This window comes from Drancourtella sp. An12 (assembly GCF_002160935.1).
Classification (GTDB): domain Bacteria; phylum Bacillota; class Clostridia; order Lachnospirales; family Lachnospiraceae; genus Sellimonas; species Sellimonas catena.
In genome coordinates this window covers 212,306-232,094 of the sequence record NZ_NFLO01000002.1, presented here as the reverse complement: position 1 = coordinate 232,094, position 19,789 = coordinate 212,306, and the positions used below count along the sequence as shown (strand labels likewise).

Annotated in this window: 16 protein-coding genes; 2 read left to right on the top strand and 14 right to left on the bottom strand. The window is 47.6% G+C overall.

Annotated elements, in window-relative coordinates:
* Positions 1-5 precede the first annotated feature (5 nt).
* On the bottom strand, positions 6-1,481 hold the full coding sequence (gene cls, locus B5E64_RS03345) for a cardiolipin synthase (protein ID WP_087167119.1): 1,476 nt from the start codon (positions 1,479-1,481) through the stop codon (positions 6-8).
* 142 nt (positions 1,482-1,623) lie between these two features.
* Between cls and B5E64_RS03340 the strand changes: the two genes are divergently transcribed.
* Positions 1,624-2,109 carry an ABC transporter ATP-binding protein gene (locus tag B5E64_RS03340; protein WP_087167118.1) on the top strand — a complete coding sequence of 162 codons (486 nt, stop codon included), beginning with the start codon at positions 1,624-1,626 and terminating at the stop codon, positions 2,107-2,109.
* Positions 2,110-2,218: 109 nt separating this feature from the next.
* Here B5E64_RS03340 and B5E64_RS18730 read toward each other — a convergent pair whose 3' ends face one another.
* The 8 genes from B5E64_RS18730 to B5E64_RS03300 form a co-directional block, all read right to left on the bottom strand.
* Positions 2,219-4,549: a D-serine ammonia-lyase gene (locus B5E64_RS18730; protein WP_343284039.1), complete on the bottom strand. Its 2,331-nt coding sequence runs from the start codon at positions 4,547-4,549 to the stop codon at positions 2,219-2,221.
* The gene (gene speB / locus B5E64_RS03330) at positions 4,530-5,489 is read right to left on the bottom strand and encodes an agmatinase (protein ID WP_087167117.1); all 960 of its coding nucleotides are present in this window, start codon (positions 5,487-5,489) and stop codon (positions 4,530-4,532) included. The genes B5E64_RS18730 and speB overlap by 20 nt, the downstream gene beginning before the upstream one ends.
* Positions 5,490-5,510: 21 nt before the next feature.
* Positions 5,511-6,518, bottom strand: a complete 1,008-nt coding sequence (locus B5E64_RS03325; RefSeq protein WP_087167116.1) for an ABC transporter ATP-binding protein — start codon at positions 6,516-6,518, stop codon at positions 5,511-5,513.
* Between the two features lie 6 nt (positions 6,519-6,524).
* The gene (locus B5E64_RS03320) at positions 6,525-6,908 is read right to left on the bottom strand and encodes an ABC transporter permease subunit (RefSeq protein WP_087167115.1); all 384 of its coding nucleotides are present in this window, start codon (positions 6,906-6,908) and stop codon (positions 6,525-6,527) included.
* A gap of 23 nt (positions 6,909-6,931) precedes the next feature.
* Entirely contained in the window at positions 6,932-7,447 is a 516-nt protein-coding gene (locus tag B5E64_RS03315) for a DUF1934 domain-containing protein (RefSeq protein WP_162610125.1), read from the bottom strand.
* Positions 7,448-7,465: 18 nt separating this feature from the next.
* On the bottom strand, positions 7,466-8,314 hold the full coding sequence (gene murI, locus B5E64_RS03310; protein ID WP_087167113.1) for a glutamate racemase: 849 nt from the start codon (positions 8,312-8,314) through the stop codon (positions 7,466-7,468).
* 118 nt (positions 8,315-8,432) lie between these two features.
* A complete protein-coding gene (gene pfkA, locus B5E64_RS03305; protein ID WP_087167112.1) occupies positions 8,433-9,407 on the bottom strand; it encodes a 6-phosphofructokinase in 975 nt (324 codons plus the stop codon).
* A gap of 109 nt (positions 9,408-9,516) precedes the next feature.
* Positions 9,517-12,981, bottom strand: coding sequence for a DNA polymerase III subunit alpha (locus tag B5E64_RS03300; protein WP_087167111.1), 3,465 nt, complete (start codon positions 12,979-12,981; stop codon positions 9,517-9,519).
* Positions 12,982-13,121: 140 nt separating this feature from the next.
* Between B5E64_RS03300 and B5E64_RS03295 the strand changes: the two genes are divergently transcribed.
* Positions 13,122-14,318: a Gfo/Idh/MocA family oxidoreductase gene (locus tag B5E64_RS03295; RefSeq protein ID WP_087167110.1), complete on the top strand. Its 1,197-nt coding sequence runs from the start codon at positions 13,122-13,124 to the stop codon at positions 14,316-14,318.
* An 87-nt stretch (positions 14,319-14,405) separates the two neighbouring features.
* Here B5E64_RS03295 and B5E64_RS03290 read toward each other — a convergent pair whose 3' ends face one another.
* The 5 genes from B5E64_RS03290 to B5E64_RS03275 all read right to left on the bottom strand — a co-directional run bounded on the left by B5E64_RS03290 (position 14,406) and on the right by B5E64_RS03275 (position 19,715).
* Positions 14,406-15,659, bottom strand: a complete 1,254-nt coding sequence (locus B5E64_RS03290) for an ATP-binding protein (RefSeq protein ID WP_087167109.1) — start codon at positions 15,657-15,659, stop codon at positions 14,406-14,408.
* Between the two features lie 278 nt (positions 15,660-15,937).
* Positions 15,938-16,060: a hypothetical protein gene (locus B5E64_RS18610; protein ID WP_275532781.1), complete on the bottom strand. Its 123-nt coding sequence runs from the start codon at positions 16,058-16,060 to the stop codon at positions 15,938-15,940.
* Positions 16,061-16,065: 5 nt separating this feature from the next.
* On the bottom strand, positions 16,066-16,461 hold the full coding sequence (locus B5E64_RS03285; protein WP_330680133.1) for a nucleotidyltransferase domain-containing protein: 396 nt from the start codon (positions 16,459-16,461) through the stop codon (positions 16,066-16,068).
* A 53-nt stretch (positions 16,462-16,514) separates the two neighbouring features.
* Entirely contained in the window at positions 16,515-17,018 is a 504-nt protein-coding gene (locus B5E64_RS03280; RefSeq protein WP_140398816.1) for a hypothetical protein, read from the bottom strand.
* Positions 17,019-17,075: 57 nt separating this feature from the next.
* The gene (locus B5E64_RS03275) at positions 17,076-19,715 is read right to left on the bottom strand and encodes an FtsX-like permease family protein (protein ID WP_087167106.1); all 2,640 of its coding nucleotides are present in this window, start codon (positions 19,713-19,715) and stop codon (positions 17,076-17,078) included.
* Positions 19,716-19,789 lie beyond the last annotated feature (74 nt).

Here is a 19,789-nt window from a genome sequence, read left to right as displayed (position 1 = left end):
AAGTTCTACAGAAGTGGTGAGAACAGTCTGGAGATCTGTTCCCGGATGCGGATGGACAGGCCGCGTTGTCTGTAGGTTTCTTCTGTCACCTCTTTGCAGACGAGGAGGTCGTTTTCGAATGCGTCTTCCAGTTTTTTTGCTGTTCCTTCGCTGTAGATGGTGGCGTTGACTTCGAAGTTGAGCTGAAAGCTGCGGATGTCCATGTTGGCGGTCCCGACGCAGCTGACCAGGCCGTCAACAGTCATGGTCTTTGCGTGGAGAAATCCGTTCTGGTATGTGTAGCATCTTGCTCCTGCGGCGGCCATTTCGCCCAGATAGGAGTAAGTTGCCCAGTAGACAAACGGGTGATCCGGTTTACACGGGATCATAATCCTTACATCAACTCCGGATTTAGCCGCGATTTTTAAGGAGTCCAGAATCGGCTGGTCCGGTATGAAATACGGGGTCTGGATGTAGATGTACTTTTCGGCCATCTGAATCATCTTTAAGTAGTTATCCCGGACGCTGTCGTATTTGGAGTCCGGTCCGCTGGATACAATCTGTACGAGAGACCTTCCGTCTCTCTCATATTCCGGAATTTCAAAAAGCCGGTCCTGAAGGAAAAGATTTTCCTTGGCCGCGTAGTTCCAGTCCAGTACAAAGCGGACAGCAAGGGATGTCACTGCGGATCCTTCGATACAAAGATGGGTGTCTCTCCAGTATCCGAATTTCTTCGTATCAAGCCCCAGATATTCTCTTCCGATATTAAATCCCCCTACAAATCCGACTCTGCCGTCAATGACCGCAATCTTTCTGTGGTTCCGGTAATTGACGCGCAGCTGCAGCTGACCCAGAAATGCCGGGAAAAACTCTGCCACCTGGACGCCGGCCTTTTCGAGACGTCTCCAGGAACGTTCCCTCATTTTCCGGCAGCCCATACTGTCAAAAAGCACCCGGACTTCAACACCTTCCTGTACTTTTCTTGTCAGTACTTCTTCAATTTCCTGCCATAGTTCGTCATTCCGGATAATATAATACTGCAGATGAATGTAATTTTTCGCCCCATTCATTTCTGCGATCAGGGCATCGAATTTCTCCCTGCCGTCCGTGTAAATCCGAATGTCATTGTTATCTGTCAGCACTGCTTCGGCCGCATTGAGGTTATAAAGAATCAGGCTCTGGAACCGCTCCATCTCCGGGGTTTTCAGTCTCAGCTTCCTCCGGTAGATCGATTCCTCCTGGCGCCTCACCGCGTACTTGATCTCATCTTCAATCTCTTTCATCTTGAACATTTTACTTTTTCTATAGTCCTGTCCCACCACAAGGTACAGGATAAAACCGACAATCGGAATAAAGTAAAGGACTAAAAGCCATGTCCAGACCGCTGTCGGATTTCGTCTTTGAAAGAAAATAATAATGATCGATAAAATGATGTTGATGAATACGAGGTTGTCCAGTATCCAAAGAGCTGCGTCTTTTGTTAATTCGAATATTATTTCCATATACTTTTTCCTCCTCGATTCCTGCTCTTATTATACTTGCAGGGGAAAAAAGATGCAACCCGCCTGCAAACTACTTGCGCTTCCCCAAAAACAATGCTACAATACAACATGTGTAACAAAAGATTGGAGGAGAGTAATTAAGATGAGTCCGTTTTTTATCGTATCACTCGTGATTCTTGTTATTCTGGTCATCGCTCTGATCGTCCTTTATTTTCTTGGAAAGCGCGCTCAGAAGAAGCAGGCGGAACAGCAGGAGAAGATCGATGCCATGGCTCAGACAGTTTCCATACTCGTCATAGACAAGGGCCGTATGAAGCTGAAAGATGCCGGTTTTCCATCTATCGTAATGGAAAGCACGCCGAAATATTTACGCCGGTCCAAGGTTTATGTCGTTAAGGCAAAAGTCGGGCCGAAGATCATGACATTTATGTGTGATGATAAGGTTTACCCGCTTGTTCCTGTGAAAAAAGAAGTCAAAGCTACCGTGAGCGGTATTTATATTACAGGAGTAAGAGGTGTCAGAGGGCCTCTGGAAGCTCCAAAGAAGAAAAAAGGATTTTTTGCAAGAGCTAAGGAAGCAGCCAGGGAAGAGGCTTCCAAGAATTCATCAAAATCAAAAAAGAAATAAGACAGCATAAAGAGTGCGGAATATTTCATCCGCACTCTTTTTCTGTCTCTTTTTCTATTAATGATTCCGGACTCTCCGGTATCCTCTTTCGTTTTCCCCTTCCGGAAAACTATGCATTTTCCCGGTCAAGGAAAATCGGATTGCTCCATGCAGTCTTTCCGTACCGGTCAGTACATTTTACCCTCACATATTTCTCATGTCCTTTAAGGACATATTCGCCGCTTTCCACTGTCTCGTCCACAGATCTGCATACAATTGATGTCCCGTCGTTAATACAGTTGCCTGCGATAAAATCGATCCTGTACACCGGGCTTGAGCTGACATATGCTTTTCCGTCCCGGATTCCCCAGTCGTAGATTTCCGGTCCTGAGGATGAATAATAATTTCCTGCCAGCATGTTTGTTACAATCGCTTCGCGGGAAAGTTCCTCTGCCTTTACAACGATATATCCGCCGCAGGCGTCTTCCACAATCCCGTCATTATGATTGTCATCGGATGCAAAGGCAAAGATCTGTTTCCCTTCCCGCAGCATGACATCCCAGTATGTCTCATCATATCCGGTGGCACTTTCATTTACCGTGCCGTAATTATAGATTTCCAGCGCCCAGATTCCTTTTGTATGGATGAATTCTTCCTCCCGCACTCTGGACCAGATCGGATGATTGTAGGTCGCGATCATTCCTCTGGACGTCATCTCATCCGCCAGTTTCTGCGCTGCTTTCGCTCCATCCCAGTCTCCGTAATATTTGTCCACCGGATGGATTTCCATATGCTTGTACGGCTCTTTTGTGGCCTGTTTCTGCATTTCTTTCGTGCCGAGAATTCCATGGATGTGATGCACCTTCGGTCTGAGTTTCGATCCTTCTGACTCATAGAGCACTGCAGAGGCCTCAAGCCCCGGAAGGATAATAAAGTCCTCACAGTCAAATTCGTCCCTGTAATCGGTATAACGATCGTGTTCGGAAAAGCAGAGGAAATGATACCCGTGCTCCCGGAACAGTTTCACCGACTCCGCCGGTGTCAGATGGCCGTCAGAATTGACCGTGTGGCTGTGAAGGTTTCCTTTGTACCAGTTTCCACTTTCCGTAAATCCCGGTACGTTCAGTGACAGGATCCGTGCCTCTTCCAGATACTGCCTGCGCATCTCTTCCGGCACCAGGCTTCCTCCGGTCGCCCAGACGATCTGTACGGCGTTTTCCATCACCGGCTCCAGCCCGTGTTCCTTCACATACTTCTGAAATTCCTCCTGTGCTGCCATCGCTGACACACCTGCAAATCCGGCGCAGGCGCTCGGCTCCAGGAAAATCTCTTCCGTATCCATCAAAAGCTTCATATACTGAAGAAGTTTCCGGTCTTCCACTGTCACTTCGCCGCTTAATACACGTTCCATCATCTTTCCCGCAAAGGCAGACGGACGTCCTACCGCAAGTCCGTCTGCATCGGTCTTTCCTGTCAGTCCGATATCCTGAACCGCAATCTCATTGTGCAGTCCGGATGCCATACCAAGCAGCATACAAGGAGCCTGCACCGGCTCCGCGAAGAAACAATGCACCGCATCGCCAAACACCCATTTGAGTCCCGCCGTAATGCCGCCCGGCGCTCCGCCGACTCCGCATGGAATATAGACAAAGAGCGGATGCTCCTTATCTACGACAATCTTCTGTTCATCCAGCTGCTCTTTCAGCCGTTTTCCTGCTGTCGCGTATCCAAGGAAGAGTGTTCTGGAATTTTCATCATCCACAAAATAGCTGTTTGAGTCCTGGTCCGAGAGCGCCCTTCCCTGTCCGACCGCTTCTCCGTAGTCCTGCTCATATTCCCTGACTTCGACGCCGAACTTCCGAAGAAGCTGTTTCTTCCATTCTTTTGCATCCGCAGACATATGAACAATGACCCGAAATCCGAGAACTGCACTGATAATACCGATGCTGAGCCCCAGATTGCCTGTGGATCCCACCTGAATCGTATACTTCCGGAATACTGCACGATTCTCTTCCTCGCCAAGCACCTCGTAGCTGTCGCCATCTTTCAAGAGGCCGTGTTTCACCGCAAGATCCTCCGCGTATTTCAGCACCTCATAAATCCCGCCCCTTGCCTTGACGGAACCTGCAATGGCAAGATGGCTGTCTTCCTTTAAAAACAGTCTTCCGTCAACAGCACTTCCGGTCTTTTCTTCCAGCGCCGCCTTCATCTTCGGGATTTCCTCAAGAGGGGACTCGATGAGTCCTCCCCGGTCTTTCGTCTCCGGGAAATACCTGAGAATCAGCGGTGCAAACCGCTCCAGTCTTGCCCTTGCATCCTCAATCTCTTCCGGCCGGACATCAAAAGTTTCTCCGGCATCATCCCAGCATTCTTTTTTCGGATTGATCCACGCTGTTTCCTCTGCTCGTGCAAGCTTTTCTACGACCGGATTTTCACCAATCCTATCTTTGATCTTTTCCATGCTTTTTCCTCCATGCAATATGAGACATGAACTCCTGAATGATTCCTGCTGCCGCGATGGCAGTGATTCCCGAACCGTCAAATGCGTTTGCCACTTCTACCACATCGTATCCCACAACATCCAGATCTTTTAAGCCATGCAGGATCTCCAGCGTCTCCCAGGTGGAAAATCCGCCCGGCACCGGTGTACCGGTTCCCGGAGCAAATGCCGGATCCAGGAAATCGATATCAAATGTCAGGAACACTTTCTTTCCGCCAACCCTGCTTTTGATCCGGTCTATGACCTCCTGTGCACTCATGTGGTGTATCGTAAGAGCATCGATGGACTCGTACCCGAGATTTGCGGAATTCTGCGCGTCCTCCGGTCCGTAAAGCCCTTCCCTGATTCCTACCTGAATGGAGCAGGACGGATCCACCAGCCCTTCCTTTGCCGCATGGTAAAACGGTGTACCGTGGCTGTACGGTTTTCCGAAGTATTCTTTGATCGTATCGTAGTGGGCGTCAAAATGAATCAGCGCCACCTCTCCGTGTACATCCTTGCATGCCCGAAGTTCCGGCAGCGTCACACTGTGGTCTCCTCCGATAACAATCGGAACGGCTCCGCTTTCAAAGAGTGTTCTCATCTGCGCATGCACCTTGTCAAAAGTCTCCTCCACATACCCCGGCACCGTCGGAAGATCGCCGTAGTCCACTCCCCGGCATTCCCCGAAAATATCCACTTCCAGAACGGGATTATACGGTTTGGCCGCCAGAGAAGACATCTCCCTGACCGCGGCCGGGCCAAATCTGGCCCCTGCACGGTAAGTCGCACAGGTATCGAACGGAATTCCTGCCACGACAAAGTCCGCATCCTGAAGATCCGTGTCATTCTCCATTCTCATAAAGGTCTGAATCCCTGAAAAACGCGGGATTTCGAGCGAATTGACGATTCCATGTTTCATAGTCGTTTTTGTTCCTTTCTGCTAAATTCTGATGCAGTTGTGATCTGCTACAGACAGACGAAGTTTCTGTCCGTTTTCAAAAAGTACCTTACTCCTGAAGAGTACGTCTACTTTCATTTTAACACCATTTACGTTAATGTTATACTGCAAAACGTTTCCTTTTGGTGTATTATCAATAATTACACCGTCAAATGTATAATCTGTCTCTTCCGACGGATCTGTTACAATCTGAATCGTTTCCGGACGGATTGCGATTCCGTTTTCGGAAGCAATCTTCTTTCCGGTTACGGACGTGAACTGCTCCCGGGAAAGAATATTATAGTTACCGATGAATGCCGCTGCAAACTGACTTACCGGAGATGTATACATGGTGATCGGATCGCTGGACTGTTCAATGCGTCCCTCGTGGAAGAGGTGGATCGTATCAGACATTACCATCGCCTCGTCCTGATCATGGGTTACGAAAATACAGGTCAGTCCCAGATCCTTGTGAATCTGCTTGATGCTGTTCTGCAGAGACTTCCGAAGCTTCGCATCGATGGCGCTTAACGGCTCATCCAGAAGCAGAACCTTTGGCTGCTGCACGATACTTCTCGCAAGCGCCACTCTCTGCTGCTGTCCTCCGGAAAGATTTTCCGGATAGGCCTTTTCCTTTCCTTCCAGCTCCACGATCTGAATCGCAGAATCCACTTTCGCCTTGATTTCTTCTTTGCTTTTCTTCTGCATTTTCAGACCGAAGGCAATGTTTTCCTCTACTGTCATATTCGGAAAGAGGCTGTAGTGCTGGAACACCATTCCGATGTTTCTGTCTTTTGGTTCCAGATTGGTAATGTCTTTTCCATCCATGATGATCCGGCCGGAGCTGATCTCTTCGAGGCCGGACAGACACCTAAGAAGCGTACTTTTTCCGCATCCGGAAGGTCCGAGCAATGTCACAAACTGTCCTTTTTCAATGTTCAGGCTGATATCTTTCAATACCTGGTTTTTTCCGTAAAACTTGTTGATATTCTGAAACTCTATGTAAGACATCTTCTCTTATCTCCTTTTCTTGCTTTTCTGCAGACCAAATCCCACAAGTGAAATTGCCAGCGTGATAATAAACAGAATCACGATCACGGCACTTGCCTTCTGTCCGGACTGTCTCATTGCCGAATACAGGTACATCTGTCCGGTCGGGAAATAGTTTCCTGCCAGTGTATTGATAATTACGAAATCTCCAAACACGATGGACATGGCCAGCATGACGGATACCATGATTCCATTTGTGATATTCGGAAGAATGATCCTCCAGAATGCATAGAACTTTCCTGCTCCCAGCATCTGCGCCGCTTCCAGAAGCCTCGGAGCGGACACTGCGTCCAGATTGTTTCTCACTCCCTGATAAACATATAGAAAAAAAGAGTACTCTTCATCCAGCATGAAATGTACTCTTTGTCCTGTCTTTATTCTGCTTTTATGAGATCCTGCTTCTGATGCTCCATCAGCTCTCTCACCATCTGAGCCGACTTTTCCCCCTTGCTGCAGGCATGAATTTTGACGCAGCAGTCCGCCATCGGCTTGTCTTCCATCTCCATCCGGTAGCGGATCTCCGCAAGGATTTCGTCCTCTTTTACATCAACATCAATACCGGTCGTCCAGACGCCAAAGTGAAGCTGACCGTACGGAGTCTCATAACAGGTAAGGGTGCGCTTGTCCTTCTCAAAGAACAGTCCTCCTCTCATCTCTCCTGCTTTCATGATTTCAACGATCCGGTCTCCCGTAATTTTGATCTTGCTTTTTCCAATCTTTCGACCGCTTCCAGACGTCTCATCATACACGAAATAATGTTTTCCATTTTTAAAGAAATAATCAGCAGAAGTAAGCATTTCCACTGCTTCAGCATCTTCGGCCTTCTGTTCTCCATCGTCCATCATCTCCCACTGCATTCCTGTAATTCCAAGTAATATCTCTCTATCCATAATCATTCCCCGTCATGTTTAATATTCTTCGATATTGATCCGCTGGGTTGTGCGGATATCATAAGGAAGGATGGAATTTGCAAACTGCTTGAATTTGTCCGCCGTATCGCTTACGTAAAACTCATAGGAGCCGTTGGCACAGACCTGACCGCTCTCTTCTGCGCTGCTTTGCCCTTCATTGAGCAGATCCATCTTCCTGAGAAGCTTCTTAAGCTCCATCGCCGTCTCATAAGCAGGATTCACCAGCTGAATGCCGTCTCCCAGATATTTCATGATCCGGGATCTTAACAGCGGATAATGGGTGCATCCAAGAATCATTGTGTCTATATCCGTCTCTTTCATCGATGCCAGATAGTAATCGATGACCTCCTCCGCAATCTTGTGCTTTGCAAATCCTTCTTCCACAATCGGAACAAAAAGCGGACACGGCTTTCCGATCACTTCCACACCCGGAAGCATCTCCTTCATCACTTTGGAATACATCTGGCTCCGGATCGTCGCCTCTGTCCCGATCACGCCGATCTTTTTATTTCTGGTGGCCCGGACAGCCGCAGCGGCTCCCGGCACAATCACTCCCATAATCGGGATGTCGGTCTCCTCTTTCACCACATCCAGCGCCAGCGCACTGGCTGTATTGCAGGCGATCACAATAGCCTTGACATTCTTTGTCTGCAGAAACCGGATGATCTGCCGGCTGTAACGTATGATATTATCTTTTGATTTGCTTCCGTACGGCACTCTCGCAGTGTCCCCGAAATACACCATATTTTCGTCCGGAAGCTGCCGCATGATCTCTCTTGTTACTGTCAGTCCTCCCACTCCGGAATCAAACACTCCGACAGGCGCCGCCTTTTTATTGCTACTCACAGTCCATATCTCCTTTTTACCTTCTGTCCTATCATTGTACAATTTCTGTTTTTGCTTTTCAAGTATAAAAAAGCAGGGAGTACGCAATGCCCCCTGCTTTTTGGCTCTCCAAGGTAAATTAAAGAGAGAGTTCTTTTGCAATATCGTACTGATACTGCGGAATTCCCTTTTCCATTTCCAGTGCTTCGTCGATATCAAAGTCTACATATTCGCCGTGCTTGTAGCCTACGACACGGTTTGTCTTTCCTTCCAGAAGAAGATCCACTGCCTTTGCTCCCATGATGGACGCGTAGACACGGTCTTTTGCTGTCGGGCTTCCACCGCGCTGCATGTGTCCAAGAATCGTCGCTCTTGTCTCCATGCCTGTTGCCTCTTCAATCTCTTTTGCAAGGCCGACGGAGTTACCGACACCTTCTGCATTGATGATGATGTAATGCTTCTTTCCGCGTTTTCTGTTCAGCTTGATATCTTCGATGATCTTCTCTGCATTATAATCATGCTCTTCCGGAAGCAGAATTCTCTCTGCTCCGTTGGCAATACCGCACCACAGCGCAAGGTATCCCGCATCACGTCCCATAACCTCAACGATACTGCATCTCTCATGGGATGTAGAGGTATCACGTACTTTGTCGATGGCTTCCATCGCCGTATTCACCGCGGTATCAAATCCGATCGTGTACTCTGTACATGCGATATCCAGGTCAATCGTTCCCGGAAGACCGATCGTATTCACCCCGAGATTGGACAGCGCTCTTGCTCCTTTAAAGGAACCGTCTCCTCCGATTACAATCAGTCCGTCAATCTCATATTTCTTACAGATCGCTGCCGCTCTCTGCTGTCCTTCTTCTGTGCACATCTCCTGGCATCTTGCAGTCTGGAGAATCGTACCTCCGCGCTGAATCGTATCGGAAACATCGCGCGCGGACATATCAATAATATCTTCATTTAAAAGTCCTGAGTATCCTCTTCTGATTCCTCTGACCTTCAGTCCATTTCCAAGCGCTGTTCTTACAACGGCACGAATCGCCGCGTTCATTCCCGGCGCATCTCCACCACTCGTTAAAACACCTATTGTCCTGATTTCTTTTGCCATGATTCTTATACCTCCATTAGGTCATCCCCTGATTTCTGTATGTGTTTTCTGTGAATAGTTTAACCACATAATATACTAAACTATTTATTTTCGTTTTTCAATATCTTTCCTATATCTTTGACTTTTCTACTACTTTTACCCGCTCTTTGCCAAAATAGTTCGTCAATCTGCTCATGAGTTCATCTGAGATATCCACATTCCGCCCCGCCGGAAGCTGTTTGACTGCCCGTTCTGCCTGACAGTAAATGAAGACTTTCTCCTCCCCTTCACTCATGTGGAGCATGGAGTAGACAAGCTGCTCTTCCTGAAGGAAGGATGCCTTATCCGGATACTGAATCCAGAGCTGTTTTTCTGTCTGTTCAAACGGAATGATCGTCTCACAGATCAACTTGCTGGCACTTTCGTCTTCCTCAGACACCCGTCCCCTTACGAACACCTTCCGGTCCACTTCCAGATACTGCTGATTCTTCTCGTAATCCCTCGGGAAAATCACGACCTCCACCGTACCAAGCAGGTCCTCGATGGTAATAAATGCCATCACCTTGTTGGTCTTCGTATATTTTATGGTGCGGGACGTAATCATACCGCCGATGGTTTCTTTGGCCCCGTCCCGGACTTTCGTATGTCCGGTCTCATCGTCATACTGGAAATCATGTGTCGTCGCCGTGATCGCTTTCTTCCACCGCTCCTCGTATTCTTCCAGCGGATGACCGCTGACATAGACGCCGAGCACTTCCTTTTCAAAGGCAAGCATCGTCTCCTTTTCGTATTCGCCCACATCCGGGAACTGAATATCAAATTCCTTTCTCTGATCCTCATCCACAATATCAAACAGGCTCATCTGTCCTGCCATGGAATATTTCTTCTCCTGATTGATCTGGTCAAGGATCTTAAGATAGACCATCATATGCTGCTTTCTCGTCCCGGTAAAACAGTCGAAGGCCCCGGATTTAATAAAGTTTTCAACCGTCCTTTTGTTGATGTCCTTGCCGGACATCCGCTCCGCGAAATCCCGGAGGTTTTTGAACTCTCCCCCGGCCTCTCTTTCCCGGATAATGTCATCGATCACGGACCGTCCGATACTTTTGATTGCCGCAAGGCCGTAACGGATATCGCCCCCGTCCACGGAAAAGTTGCCGTACCCTTTATTGATGTCCGGAGGCAGCAGTTTTATGCCCATCTCTTTACAGGTATAGATGTATTCCGCCACTTTCCCCGGATTATCGATGACCGAAGTCATCAGCGCCGCCATAAATTCTACCGGATAATAATATTTCAGCCACGCCGTCTCGTAGGAAACGACCGCATAGGCCGCCGCGTGAGACTTGTTGAAGGCATATTTCGCAAAATCAATCATCTCATCGTAAATCTTGTTGGCTGTCTTCTCATCGATGCCGTTTGCCACGCATCCCGGCACGTTTTCCTCCGGATTGCCGTAGACGAAATTCTGACGCTCCCGCTCCATGACATCGCCCTTTTTCTTTGACATGGCACGCCGCAGAATGTCGCTTCGCCCCAGCGTGTATCCCGCCAGATCCCGCACGATCTGCATAACCTGCTCCTGATAGACGATACATCCGTAGGTCGGTTCCAGAATCGGTTTTAACTGCGGACAGTCATAGGTGATCTGTTCCGGATGATTCTTTCCTTTGACATACTGCGGGATAAAATCCATCGGTCCCGGACGGTACAGAGAAATCCCCGCGATCACATCCTCCAGATTCCGCGGCTTTAATTCCTTCATGAAGCTCTTCATCCCTGCGCTTTCCAGCTGGAACACGCCGTCCGTCTTTCCACTGCAAAGGGAGTCAAAGACTGCCTTGTCATCAAAATCGATCCTGGACATGTCGATCTTCTTTCCGGTGCTTTGTTCCGCAAGCTTGGCCGCATTCTGAATGACGGTAAGGGTCCGAAGCCCAAGGAAGTCCATCTTCAGAAGACCCAGCTCTTCCAGCGTCGTCATGGTAAACTGGGTCACCGGAGAATTGTCCGATCCAAGGGAGAGCGGCACATATTCATCGATGGACTTCTGACTGATGACAACCCCCGCCGCATGCATGGACGTATGTCTCGGAAGACCTTCCAGACGCTTGCTCATGTCAATCAGTTCTCTTACCTGTTCATCCGTATCGTACAGCTTTTTCAGCTCCGGATTCATCGTAAGCGCCCGGTCCAGCGTCATATTCAGCTCGGTTGGAATCATCTTGGCAATGCTGTCCACAAAGGCGTACGGAAGATCCATGACACGTCCCACATCCCGGATAACTCCCCGCGCCGCCAGGGTACCGAAGGTAACAATCTGCACCACCCGGTCTGTTCCGTATTTTCTCGTTACATAATCGATGACCTCCTGCCTTCTCTCGAAGCAGAAGTCCACGTCGATATCCGGCATGGTGACACGCTCCGGATTCAGGAACCGCTCAAAGAGCAGGTTATACCGGATCGGATCAATGTTGGTAATTCCAAGACAGTAGGACACGATACTTCCCGCCGCGGAACCTCTTCCCGGTCCCACCATAATGTCATGATCCCGTGCATACTTGATGAAATCCCACACGATCAGGAAGTAGTCCACATACCCCATCGTGCGAATCGTATCCAGCTCATAATTCAGCCGCTCCACCAGTTCCTTGGGGCTTCCCGGATACCGGTTCTCCAGCCCGTCAAAACAAAGCTTCTGCAAATATTCCCATGAGGTATAGCCATCCGGCACATCGTATTTCGGAAGCTTGGTGACTCCGAATTCAATCTCCACATGGCAGCGGTCTGCGATTTTCTGCGTATTCTCAAGTGCCTGCAGGGCATACGGGAAGAGCCCCCGCATCTCCTCTTCACTCTTTACATAATACTGGCCGCCTTCGTAACGCATCCGGTTCTCATCAGAAAGCTTCTTTCCCGTCTGAAGACAAAGCAGGATGTCATGCGGCTTTTCATCCTCCGCATAGGTATAGTGGACGTCATTGGTAGCTACCAGCTCAATTCCCGTCTCTTCCGACAGACGAAGAAGGCCCTGGTTGGCCGTCTGCTGCTCGCCCATCCCGTGATCCTGCAGCTCCAGGAAAAAGTTCCCTTTTCCGAAAATATCCTGATACTCGTATGCGGCTTTCTTGGCCTCTTCATAAAGACCCCTCACCAGATTCTTCTGCACCTCTCCGGCCAGGCAGGCACTCAGAGCGATGATCCCGCCGCTGTACTGCCTCAAAAGCTCTTTATCCACACGCGGCTTGTAGTAATACCCTTCCGTAAACCCTCTCGATACAATCTTCATCAGGTTGTGGTATCCCTCATCATTTTCCGCCAGAAGGACAAGGTGGTAATACCGGTCATCATTGTGCCCTGCCTCACGGTCAAACCGGGAACCCGGAGCCACATATACCTCACATCCAAGGATCGGATTGATCCCCGCCTTCTTTGCTTCTTTATAAAAATCGATCACACCGTACATCACACCGTGATCCGTAATGGCGGCACTGTTCATGCCGAGTTCCTTCACACGCGCGACATACTCCTTGATCTTGTTGGAACCGTCTAACAAACTATATTCTGTATGAACATGCAAATGTACAAAACTCATTGTGTTCCTCCTTTTCCGGTACCTATTATAGCAGAAAAAAAGGCATCGGAAAACAGGGGCGAAAAGAGAATTGTGATTATTGTAACTCTCTTTGCTTTGTGCTATGCTGTGGATGAGATTTCATGAAGGAGGACTTGATTATGGAACCATTAAAGATCGGACTTGTCGGACTGGGAAACAGAGGCTATATGCTTTTAAAGGAAACCCTTTTGTATATCCCGGAAATGCAGATTTCTGTCGTATGTGACGCTTATGAAGACAGAATCAAACAGGCACAGGACCTGATCGAAGAGCGCTGCGGGCATCGTCCTGCTGCCGAGCCGGAGTATTCAGAAGTTCTGACCCGCTCAGATATTGACGCTTTGATTATCGCTACCTCATGGGAGCACCACGTACCTGCTGCCATCGAGGCAATGAAAGCAGGAATCCCGGTAGGAATCGAAGTCGGAGGCGTATACAGTCTGGAAGAATGCTGGGAGCTTGTCCGGACTTACGAAGAGACAAAAACACCGTTTATGTTCATGGAAAACTGCTGTTACGGGCGCCGGGAGCTGATGGCCCTGAATATGAAAGAGCAGGGTGTATTCGGAGATATCGTCCACTGCCGCGGCGGCTATATGCATGATCTGAGAAGCGAGGTTACCCGCGGAAAAGAAAACCGCCATTACCGTCTCAGAAATTATCTCAACCGGAATGCGGAGAACTATCCGACTCACGAACTCGGTCCGATCGCAAGGATCCTTGATATCAACCACGGAAACCGGATGCTCACTCTGACAAGCACCGCTTCCATCTCCAAAGGGATGAATGAATACGTGCGCCGGCACCCGGACTGCGACCAGTCCCTGCTTCACGCCCGGTTTGCTCAGGGTGATGTTGTCAATACCGTCATCACCTGTGCCGGAGGGGAGACGATTCTGCTGACACTCGACACCTCTCTTCCACGCTACTACAGCCGTGATTTCACAGTCTGCGGCACAAAGGGCATGTATGAGGAAAAGACCGATTCCGTCTTCCTGGACGGACTGTATTCCCTGGAAGAGGAATTCTTCTGGAACAAACACTGGGGAAATGCAAAAGAATACGAAGAGCAGTATGACCATCCGATCTGGAAAGACTTCTTGAAGAGCGAAATCAAAGGAGGACACGGCGGTATGGACTACCTCGTCTTCCGGGAATTCGCACAGTGTATCCGCGACGGACGGCCTTGCCCGATCGACGTCTATGACGCGGCTTCCTGGATGTGCATCAGCGTCCTCTCCGAACAGTCCATCGCAATGGGCGGACAGCCGGTTGCCATCCCGGACTTTACAAACGGACGGTGGATGACAAGATAGACACCGTCGGGCTACAGTAAATAGAAAGCAACCGGTGCATCTCATTCCATGGGATGTATTCCGGTTGCTTTTCGTATGCTTTATTCTTTACCGGATATGATATTTTACTCCTCTTCCGGCTCCCGTTTTTTCAATAATATGTTTCTTCAACAGCAGATTCAGACTGCGGATTGTCGAATCTTTTCCTGTTCCCGCAAGCTTTTCAATCTCACTTCTGCTCACGGTTCCCTTGTCCCGGATAATGTCCAGAATCTTCTTATCCTTTTCTGAGAGTTTCTCATCTGATGCGATTACCGGAAGTACCACCTGAATGGAATTCTCAAAAATCTGATAGGACGGTTTTTCCAATGCATTAGAATAAGACCGGTTAATTCTCATAATCCCCGTTCCAAACTTCTCAATATATTTCAGCCGGAAAAAAACATTTCCAAGAATCGGATTTCTGAGGACAGAAATCTGCCCATTCAAATATTCTTCCCGGCCAATTCCTGCCGGGAGCCCGCCAGGTGAGCTGATTTCGATTCTATCTTCAAACATACTGATTTTTATGGAAGCCCGGACATCCCATGCCCGATGTACCAAAGCATTTGCAATCGCTTCACGGAAGGCCTTCTCCGGTATCTTGTCAATTTGTTTTCTCTCAACGCCTTCTATTTTCTCATACTGATAGTACGTCTGAAACATCTCGATACAACTGCTTAACTGTGCCAAAACAGACATATGTTCAAACGTCGCCCTGTCCATGATCTCATCAATACTGCTTCCGAAGCGAATCATATCGATTCCCGGAAACTGATTTCTGTCAGCCAGTAAAGCTGCCGCATTATTGAATCCTCTTTTTTCCGAATAGAGTTCCAGCGTTTTCAGGATATCTTCATTCAGACTGGTAATTCCCAGACTTTCTTTTAACTCCTCTTCCAAACGGTCAAATGTCAGTTCCTGCATAGATGAAGGAAGTTCTTCGTAAGACTGATTTTGTCCCTCCAGAATCAGTCTTCCATATTCCAGGCGATCCACCTCTATGGTAGCGGAATCATACCGCTTATACGCTTTTCCTTTATAAAGATAAGGTTTATAAGGACCCTCGCAGACGCTGAGAATAATTGTAGAATCTTCCCCAATCTCTATCGAATATTCCGGAACCGGTTTTATACTGTCATTAATCTTATTTTCCAGATTTAGACATGCTTCTTCCGGTTTAGAGATTCCTTTTACAGTTCCATCATCTGCAATTCCAAAAATGATCTTCCCACCACCATAATTTGCATATGCACTGATCGTTTTCAGAAATGTTCCTGATTCCATATTTTCTTTATATTCCAGCCTTTTATTCTCTCTCATCGCACATCACCTCTCCTATTATTATAAAATCGTCGCAATCATTTTGCAACGATTTTGTTTTTCGTTGCACTTCTTTGTACAACGATTCGTTTTGCGTTGCAAATCAATTGCGTCGATTCTTAAATAAAAGGATTTCCAGATCTACTGATTTTTCTACATCATGCAAAACTTTTTACATAAAGTTGCTCGACGATCACTTAGTTTCCCGGAGAAAAAATTGGAAGACTTTTCCTCTGTGGAATTCTTCCGTTTTTTTATATTTTACCTTCTTAACAATCTTATTTTTCATCCAGTGTCTTGAGGTACCGTTCAACCAATTCTACTACCTCTTTCGCTGTTTCCAACTGCTCTTTTGCATCTTCTATTGAAATAATATAATTCTCTGGCTCCGCCAATATCATCTAAATTATGCTGCATATAATTCTACCCCTTCATTCTTGATATTATTATAGAATGGATATGCCCTGAGCCATTTATTAAAATGATCCCGATTTTTCACAATGGGCATAATTTCCAAATCATGATCAAAATTATAATCAAAAGTCAGGTCGGAAAGTGTATGTCCCTTCCGCCTTATCTCATCATCTGATAAATCCACCAGAATCATAATATCAATATCTGAATCCGGTCTAAAATCACCTCTGGCATAAGAGCCATATAAAATGATAGTCCTCAGTTTTTCTCCATAAATTTTATGCACGTCTTCCACGTATTTTTTTAATATTTCATTTAAAACCTGAGACATATGCTTCCTCCTTCCCGGATATTTCTCAATTTCAATTATAGTATATACATTCTGCATACCAAAAATCAACCGCAGCAGGCTAAATCCTGCTGCGGTTTCCCCAATATTTCCTATAACTCTGTAATATCCAGATTGCCGATCTTCCCATCGTTCACTTCTGCTCTTCCCTGAATTTCCTGCGGCGTATCTCCCACATTCATGCTGACGCGGAACTTGTAAGCGTCGTTATCTTTCATGATTTCTGTTTCAGAAATCTCCCACGTCTCGTCTGCCGTATACAAGTCCAGCATATAGCCAAACAGTCCATTCTGGAAATCATCCATGCCATTTGAATCCAGATAGGTGCTGTATGCTTTTTCAAATTCTTCCGACGCCTGCTGCGCTTTTCCTGCCGTTTCTTTCTGTGTCTGTTGATCTACACCCAGCCCTATGACGGACGGTGAATCCATGACTGCCTGATACAACTTTGCATTTTCTTCGCTTTTGGTGAATGTCTGATCCAGGAACTCCTTTACGAGCTGTTGCTCCTTGTCCGGTCTTAGAAAAACGACCGACATACCAAGACAGACCAGAAGTGCTGCAGCTACTATTGTATAAATATACTTTCTTTTCATAATCTCTCCTTTCTGAACAGGAACCCCCTGTCCGGAGCACAACATCTTACTTTTTCCCTATTCTTTCTCAACATGTTTCCAGATATTCCAGTTCATCACCTGACAGACCGCTGCCCACACCAGAATCCAGATCAGATAGATCATTCCAAGATATCCCGCGAACTGTAACGTTTCCTGCATGGTATACAGCCTTGCCTTTGCAGTCAGTGCCGCGAAGATAACTCCTCCCGTGATCCCGGACAGCACCGGTATGAGTACAAACATCCGGATCTGATACCGGAGCTTGGCTTTTCGTTCCTTCTCGTGCATTCCAAGACGTTTCAGGAAGATATTCTCCCACCGCCAGTTATCTTCTTCCGACTTGACTTTTACAAAGAACTGAAAGACTCCGAGAATCATCAGTACCAGCAGAATGAATCCATTCCCCATTCTCGTAAAAAAGATTTCCGACTCTGTATTGACGATCATTTGAGATTTCACATAAAACGGCTGAATATTATTGTCCCATACCGTGTCAAAATCCTGCTCCTCGTTCAGATATTCCAGATCCGCTGCTGCCTGATCCACAAGGGCATCATCCAGATTCATACAGAAGAGTGTCGTTGGTCCCTCTGTAAGATTCTCCGGATGCCGGACTGTGTACATCCGCCACTCTTCTCTCGTCATCTTCTGTCTCGTCTCCCAGTTTTCCCTGTTATATGCCGTGATCCGGTCATAATTTTCCTGAAAATACGAATCTGTCAACACGATCAGATTGTCCTGCATTCCCTGATGAAAGCTTCCCGTCAGGCTGGCTCGCTCTTCGCCTGCGATGGTTCTGACCGGAAAGAATCTGCGAAAATCATCCGGATTATAATATTCCAGAGGCTGGCCGAATCTTAAATGCTTTTCCAGGCGTCCGGTATCCCAGTCGATCGTATGTGCCTTGACAGAAAGATCCTGCTGATACACTACATGCAGCTCCTCGCCCTGCAGTGAAAGCTTTTTCGGCTCTTTTCCCATAAATTTCCACATCTGCTGATAGGTACTTTCCGAAATGGCAATCTGCTGTCCCTGCGGCCACTGGATTGGTCTGGTCGTCCTTCTCCACGGCTTGATTTTATCGCTCCCGTAGATGGAAGTCATCCGAAGCATCGGATACTGCGTAACCCGTGCTTCATACTTATCCGCAATCGCTTCCAGCCTCTCAAGCTCCGGCTCATATGCCGTCACAACGATATCATACGGGTACATGGACGAAATCTTCTGCGGAATGCATGCCCCCGCCATCGGCGCCGCAAACATCCCAAGCGCAAGGAACTGGATCACTGCCAGAAGAAACAGACGCTCTATATTACTCTCAAACTTGTGATAAAACAGGTTCATTTTCAAAAGACCGGTATCATATCTATGCTTTCTCTCCCGTATCCGCATCCACAGTGCTGTTCCGCCGGCGAGCAGAAGGAACATTGCCAGAACCGTCAAAATATGGATGAACCTGCTCTCCGCCCATTCTCTGACCGAATACCATCCCACCGCCAGAGCTGCCAGAAACAATCCTCCTGCAATCCAAAGACTGATTCCTTTCCTCAATCGTTCTTCCTTCTGTACGTCCTCATTTCTATCCACGGACTGTCCCAGGTCAATGAAGTTTTCCTGATTAAAAGCCAATGACAATCCCATCAGAATCAGGAAAGAAATCAGTCCGATGAGAAAATAGTTTCCGGTAACGACTTCCGGAAATACCGCTCCGCCCGGGATCCCTTTTTGCAGCTCCATCCGCATTGCAGACGCTCCTGCCGCCCCTGCTCCCAGACCAAACACTGCGGCGATCAGCACGCCCGCCCAGAATTCCAGCAGAAACTGCATGTAGACTGTCCGCCGTCTGATTCCAAGAATAACAAGCAGACGGAAATCCTTTTTCGCTTCTTTGATATACCAGGCACTCATCATCGTCATCATCACGAGGTGTAAAAGAATCAGAATCAGACCAAGGCTACGAAACAGGCCATACAGCCCATCCCCGGTAATGGAACTCTCCATCTCATAAGTATCTTTCATGATTCCATACATGGAAAATACGATAAAGAGGCTCGCTGCTGCAAAAGCTTCCGAAGCAATCATCAATACCTGCACCTTCATTCTGGCCCGGAACATCCTGCGGATCACCTGATAAAATTCCTTCGGGTACTTCCCCGGAAAGTAATTCGCCTTCTTCCGGTGCTGTCTGTCGATCTTCTCTTTCTCCCGAGCCGCAATCACCTCTTCCTCGGTGTCTTCTATCGTTTCCTGACAACGGCAGTATAAAAACTCAATTCCCCCGATGAAAACAAACAGGCAGTATACAAGCATCATGCCCGCTATATCCGTCTTGTTGAAATCATCCGGAGAAAGCGGCAGCATTGACACAACAAAAATAGAAATTCCCAGCCAGCACAGCGTCTTTGCAGAAAGTTTTTCCAAAACACCAAGACTTTTATTGCGGATCAAAAGGATAAAACGAATCAGATAAAGCAGAGCCGGCAGCATGCAGAGCATCAACAGAATATACCGGATCTGAAATCCCGTATCCACTATCATAGTGAAAATCACCCTCGCGCCACATGTTTTCCCTTCTTTCAGTATGATGGGACAAAACAAAAACAGTAAAACCTGAACGACACTTACAATCAGGCGGCACCACCAGATCTTTTGCTGATATTTCGATCTCTTCTTCATAACACCTTCACCTCCAGCCTCCCCCGGGCTTCGTATGAACTTTTTATCCTCTTGCTTTACGCACCATCGGTCTC

What these genes read in the sequence shown, in the direction of transcription:
- cls (WP_087167119.1), bottom strand. Translation starts at nt 1,481, where the DNA reads ATGGAAATAATATTCGAATTAACAAAAGACGCAGCTCTTTGGATACTG.
- B5E64_RS03340 (WP_087167118.1), top strand. Translation starts at nt 1,624, where the DNA reads ATGAGTCCGTTTTTTATCGTATCACTCGTGATTCTTGTTATTCTGGTC.
- B5E64_RS18730 (WP_343284039.1), bottom strand. Translation starts at nt 4,549, where the DNA reads ATGGAAAAGATCAAAGATAGGATTGGTGAAAATCCGGTCGTAGAAAAG.
- speB (WP_087167117.1), bottom strand. Translation starts at nt 5,489, where the DNA reads ATGAAACATGGAATCGTCAATTCGCTCGAAATCCCGCGTTTTTCAGGG.
- B5E64_RS03325 (WP_087167116.1), bottom strand. Translation starts at nt 6,518, where the DNA reads ATGTCTTACATAGAGTTTCAGAATATCAACAAGTTTTACGGAAAAAAC.
- B5E64_RS03320 (WP_087167115.1), bottom strand. Translation starts at nt 6,908, where the DNA reads ATGCTGGATGAAGAGTACTCTTTTTTTCTATATGTTTATCAGGGAGTG.
- B5E64_RS03315 (WP_162610125.1), bottom strand. Translation starts at nt 7,447, where the DNA reads ATGGATAGAGAGATATTACTTGGAATTACAGGAATGCAGTGGGAGATG.
- pfkA (WP_087167112.1), bottom strand. Translation starts at nt 9,407, where the DNA reads ATGGCAAAAGAAATCAGGACAATAGGTGTTTTAACGAGTGGTGGAGAT.
- B5E64_RS03300 (WP_087167111.1), bottom strand. Translation starts at nt 12,981, where the DNA reads ATGAGTTTTGTACATTTGCATGTTCATACAGAATATAGTTTGTTAGAC.
- B5E64_RS03295 (WP_087167110.1), top strand. Translation starts at nt 13,122, where the DNA reads ATGGAACCATTAAAGATCGGACTTGTCGGACTGGGAAACAGAGGCTAT.
- B5E64_RS03290 (WP_087167109.1), bottom strand. Translation starts at nt 15,659, where the DNA reads ATGAGAGAGAATAAAAGGCTGGAATATAAAGAAAATATGGAATCAGGA.
- B5E64_RS18610 (WP_275532781.1), bottom strand. Translation starts at nt 16,060, where the DNA reads ATGATATTGGCGGAGCCAGAGAATTATATTATTTCAATAGAAGATGCA.
- B5E64_RS03285 (WP_330680133.1), bottom strand. Translation starts at nt 16,461, where the DNA reads ATGCAGAATGTATATACTATAATTGAAATTGAGAAATATCCGGGAAGG.
- B5E64_RS03280 (WP_140398816.1), bottom strand. Translation starts at nt 17,018, where the DNA reads ATGAAAAGAAAGTATATTTATACAATAGTAGCTGCAGCACTTCTGGTC.
- B5E64_RS03275 (WP_087167106.1), bottom strand. Translation starts at nt 19,715, where the DNA reads ATGAAGAAGAGATCGAAATATCAGCAAAAGATCTGGTGGTGCCGCCTG.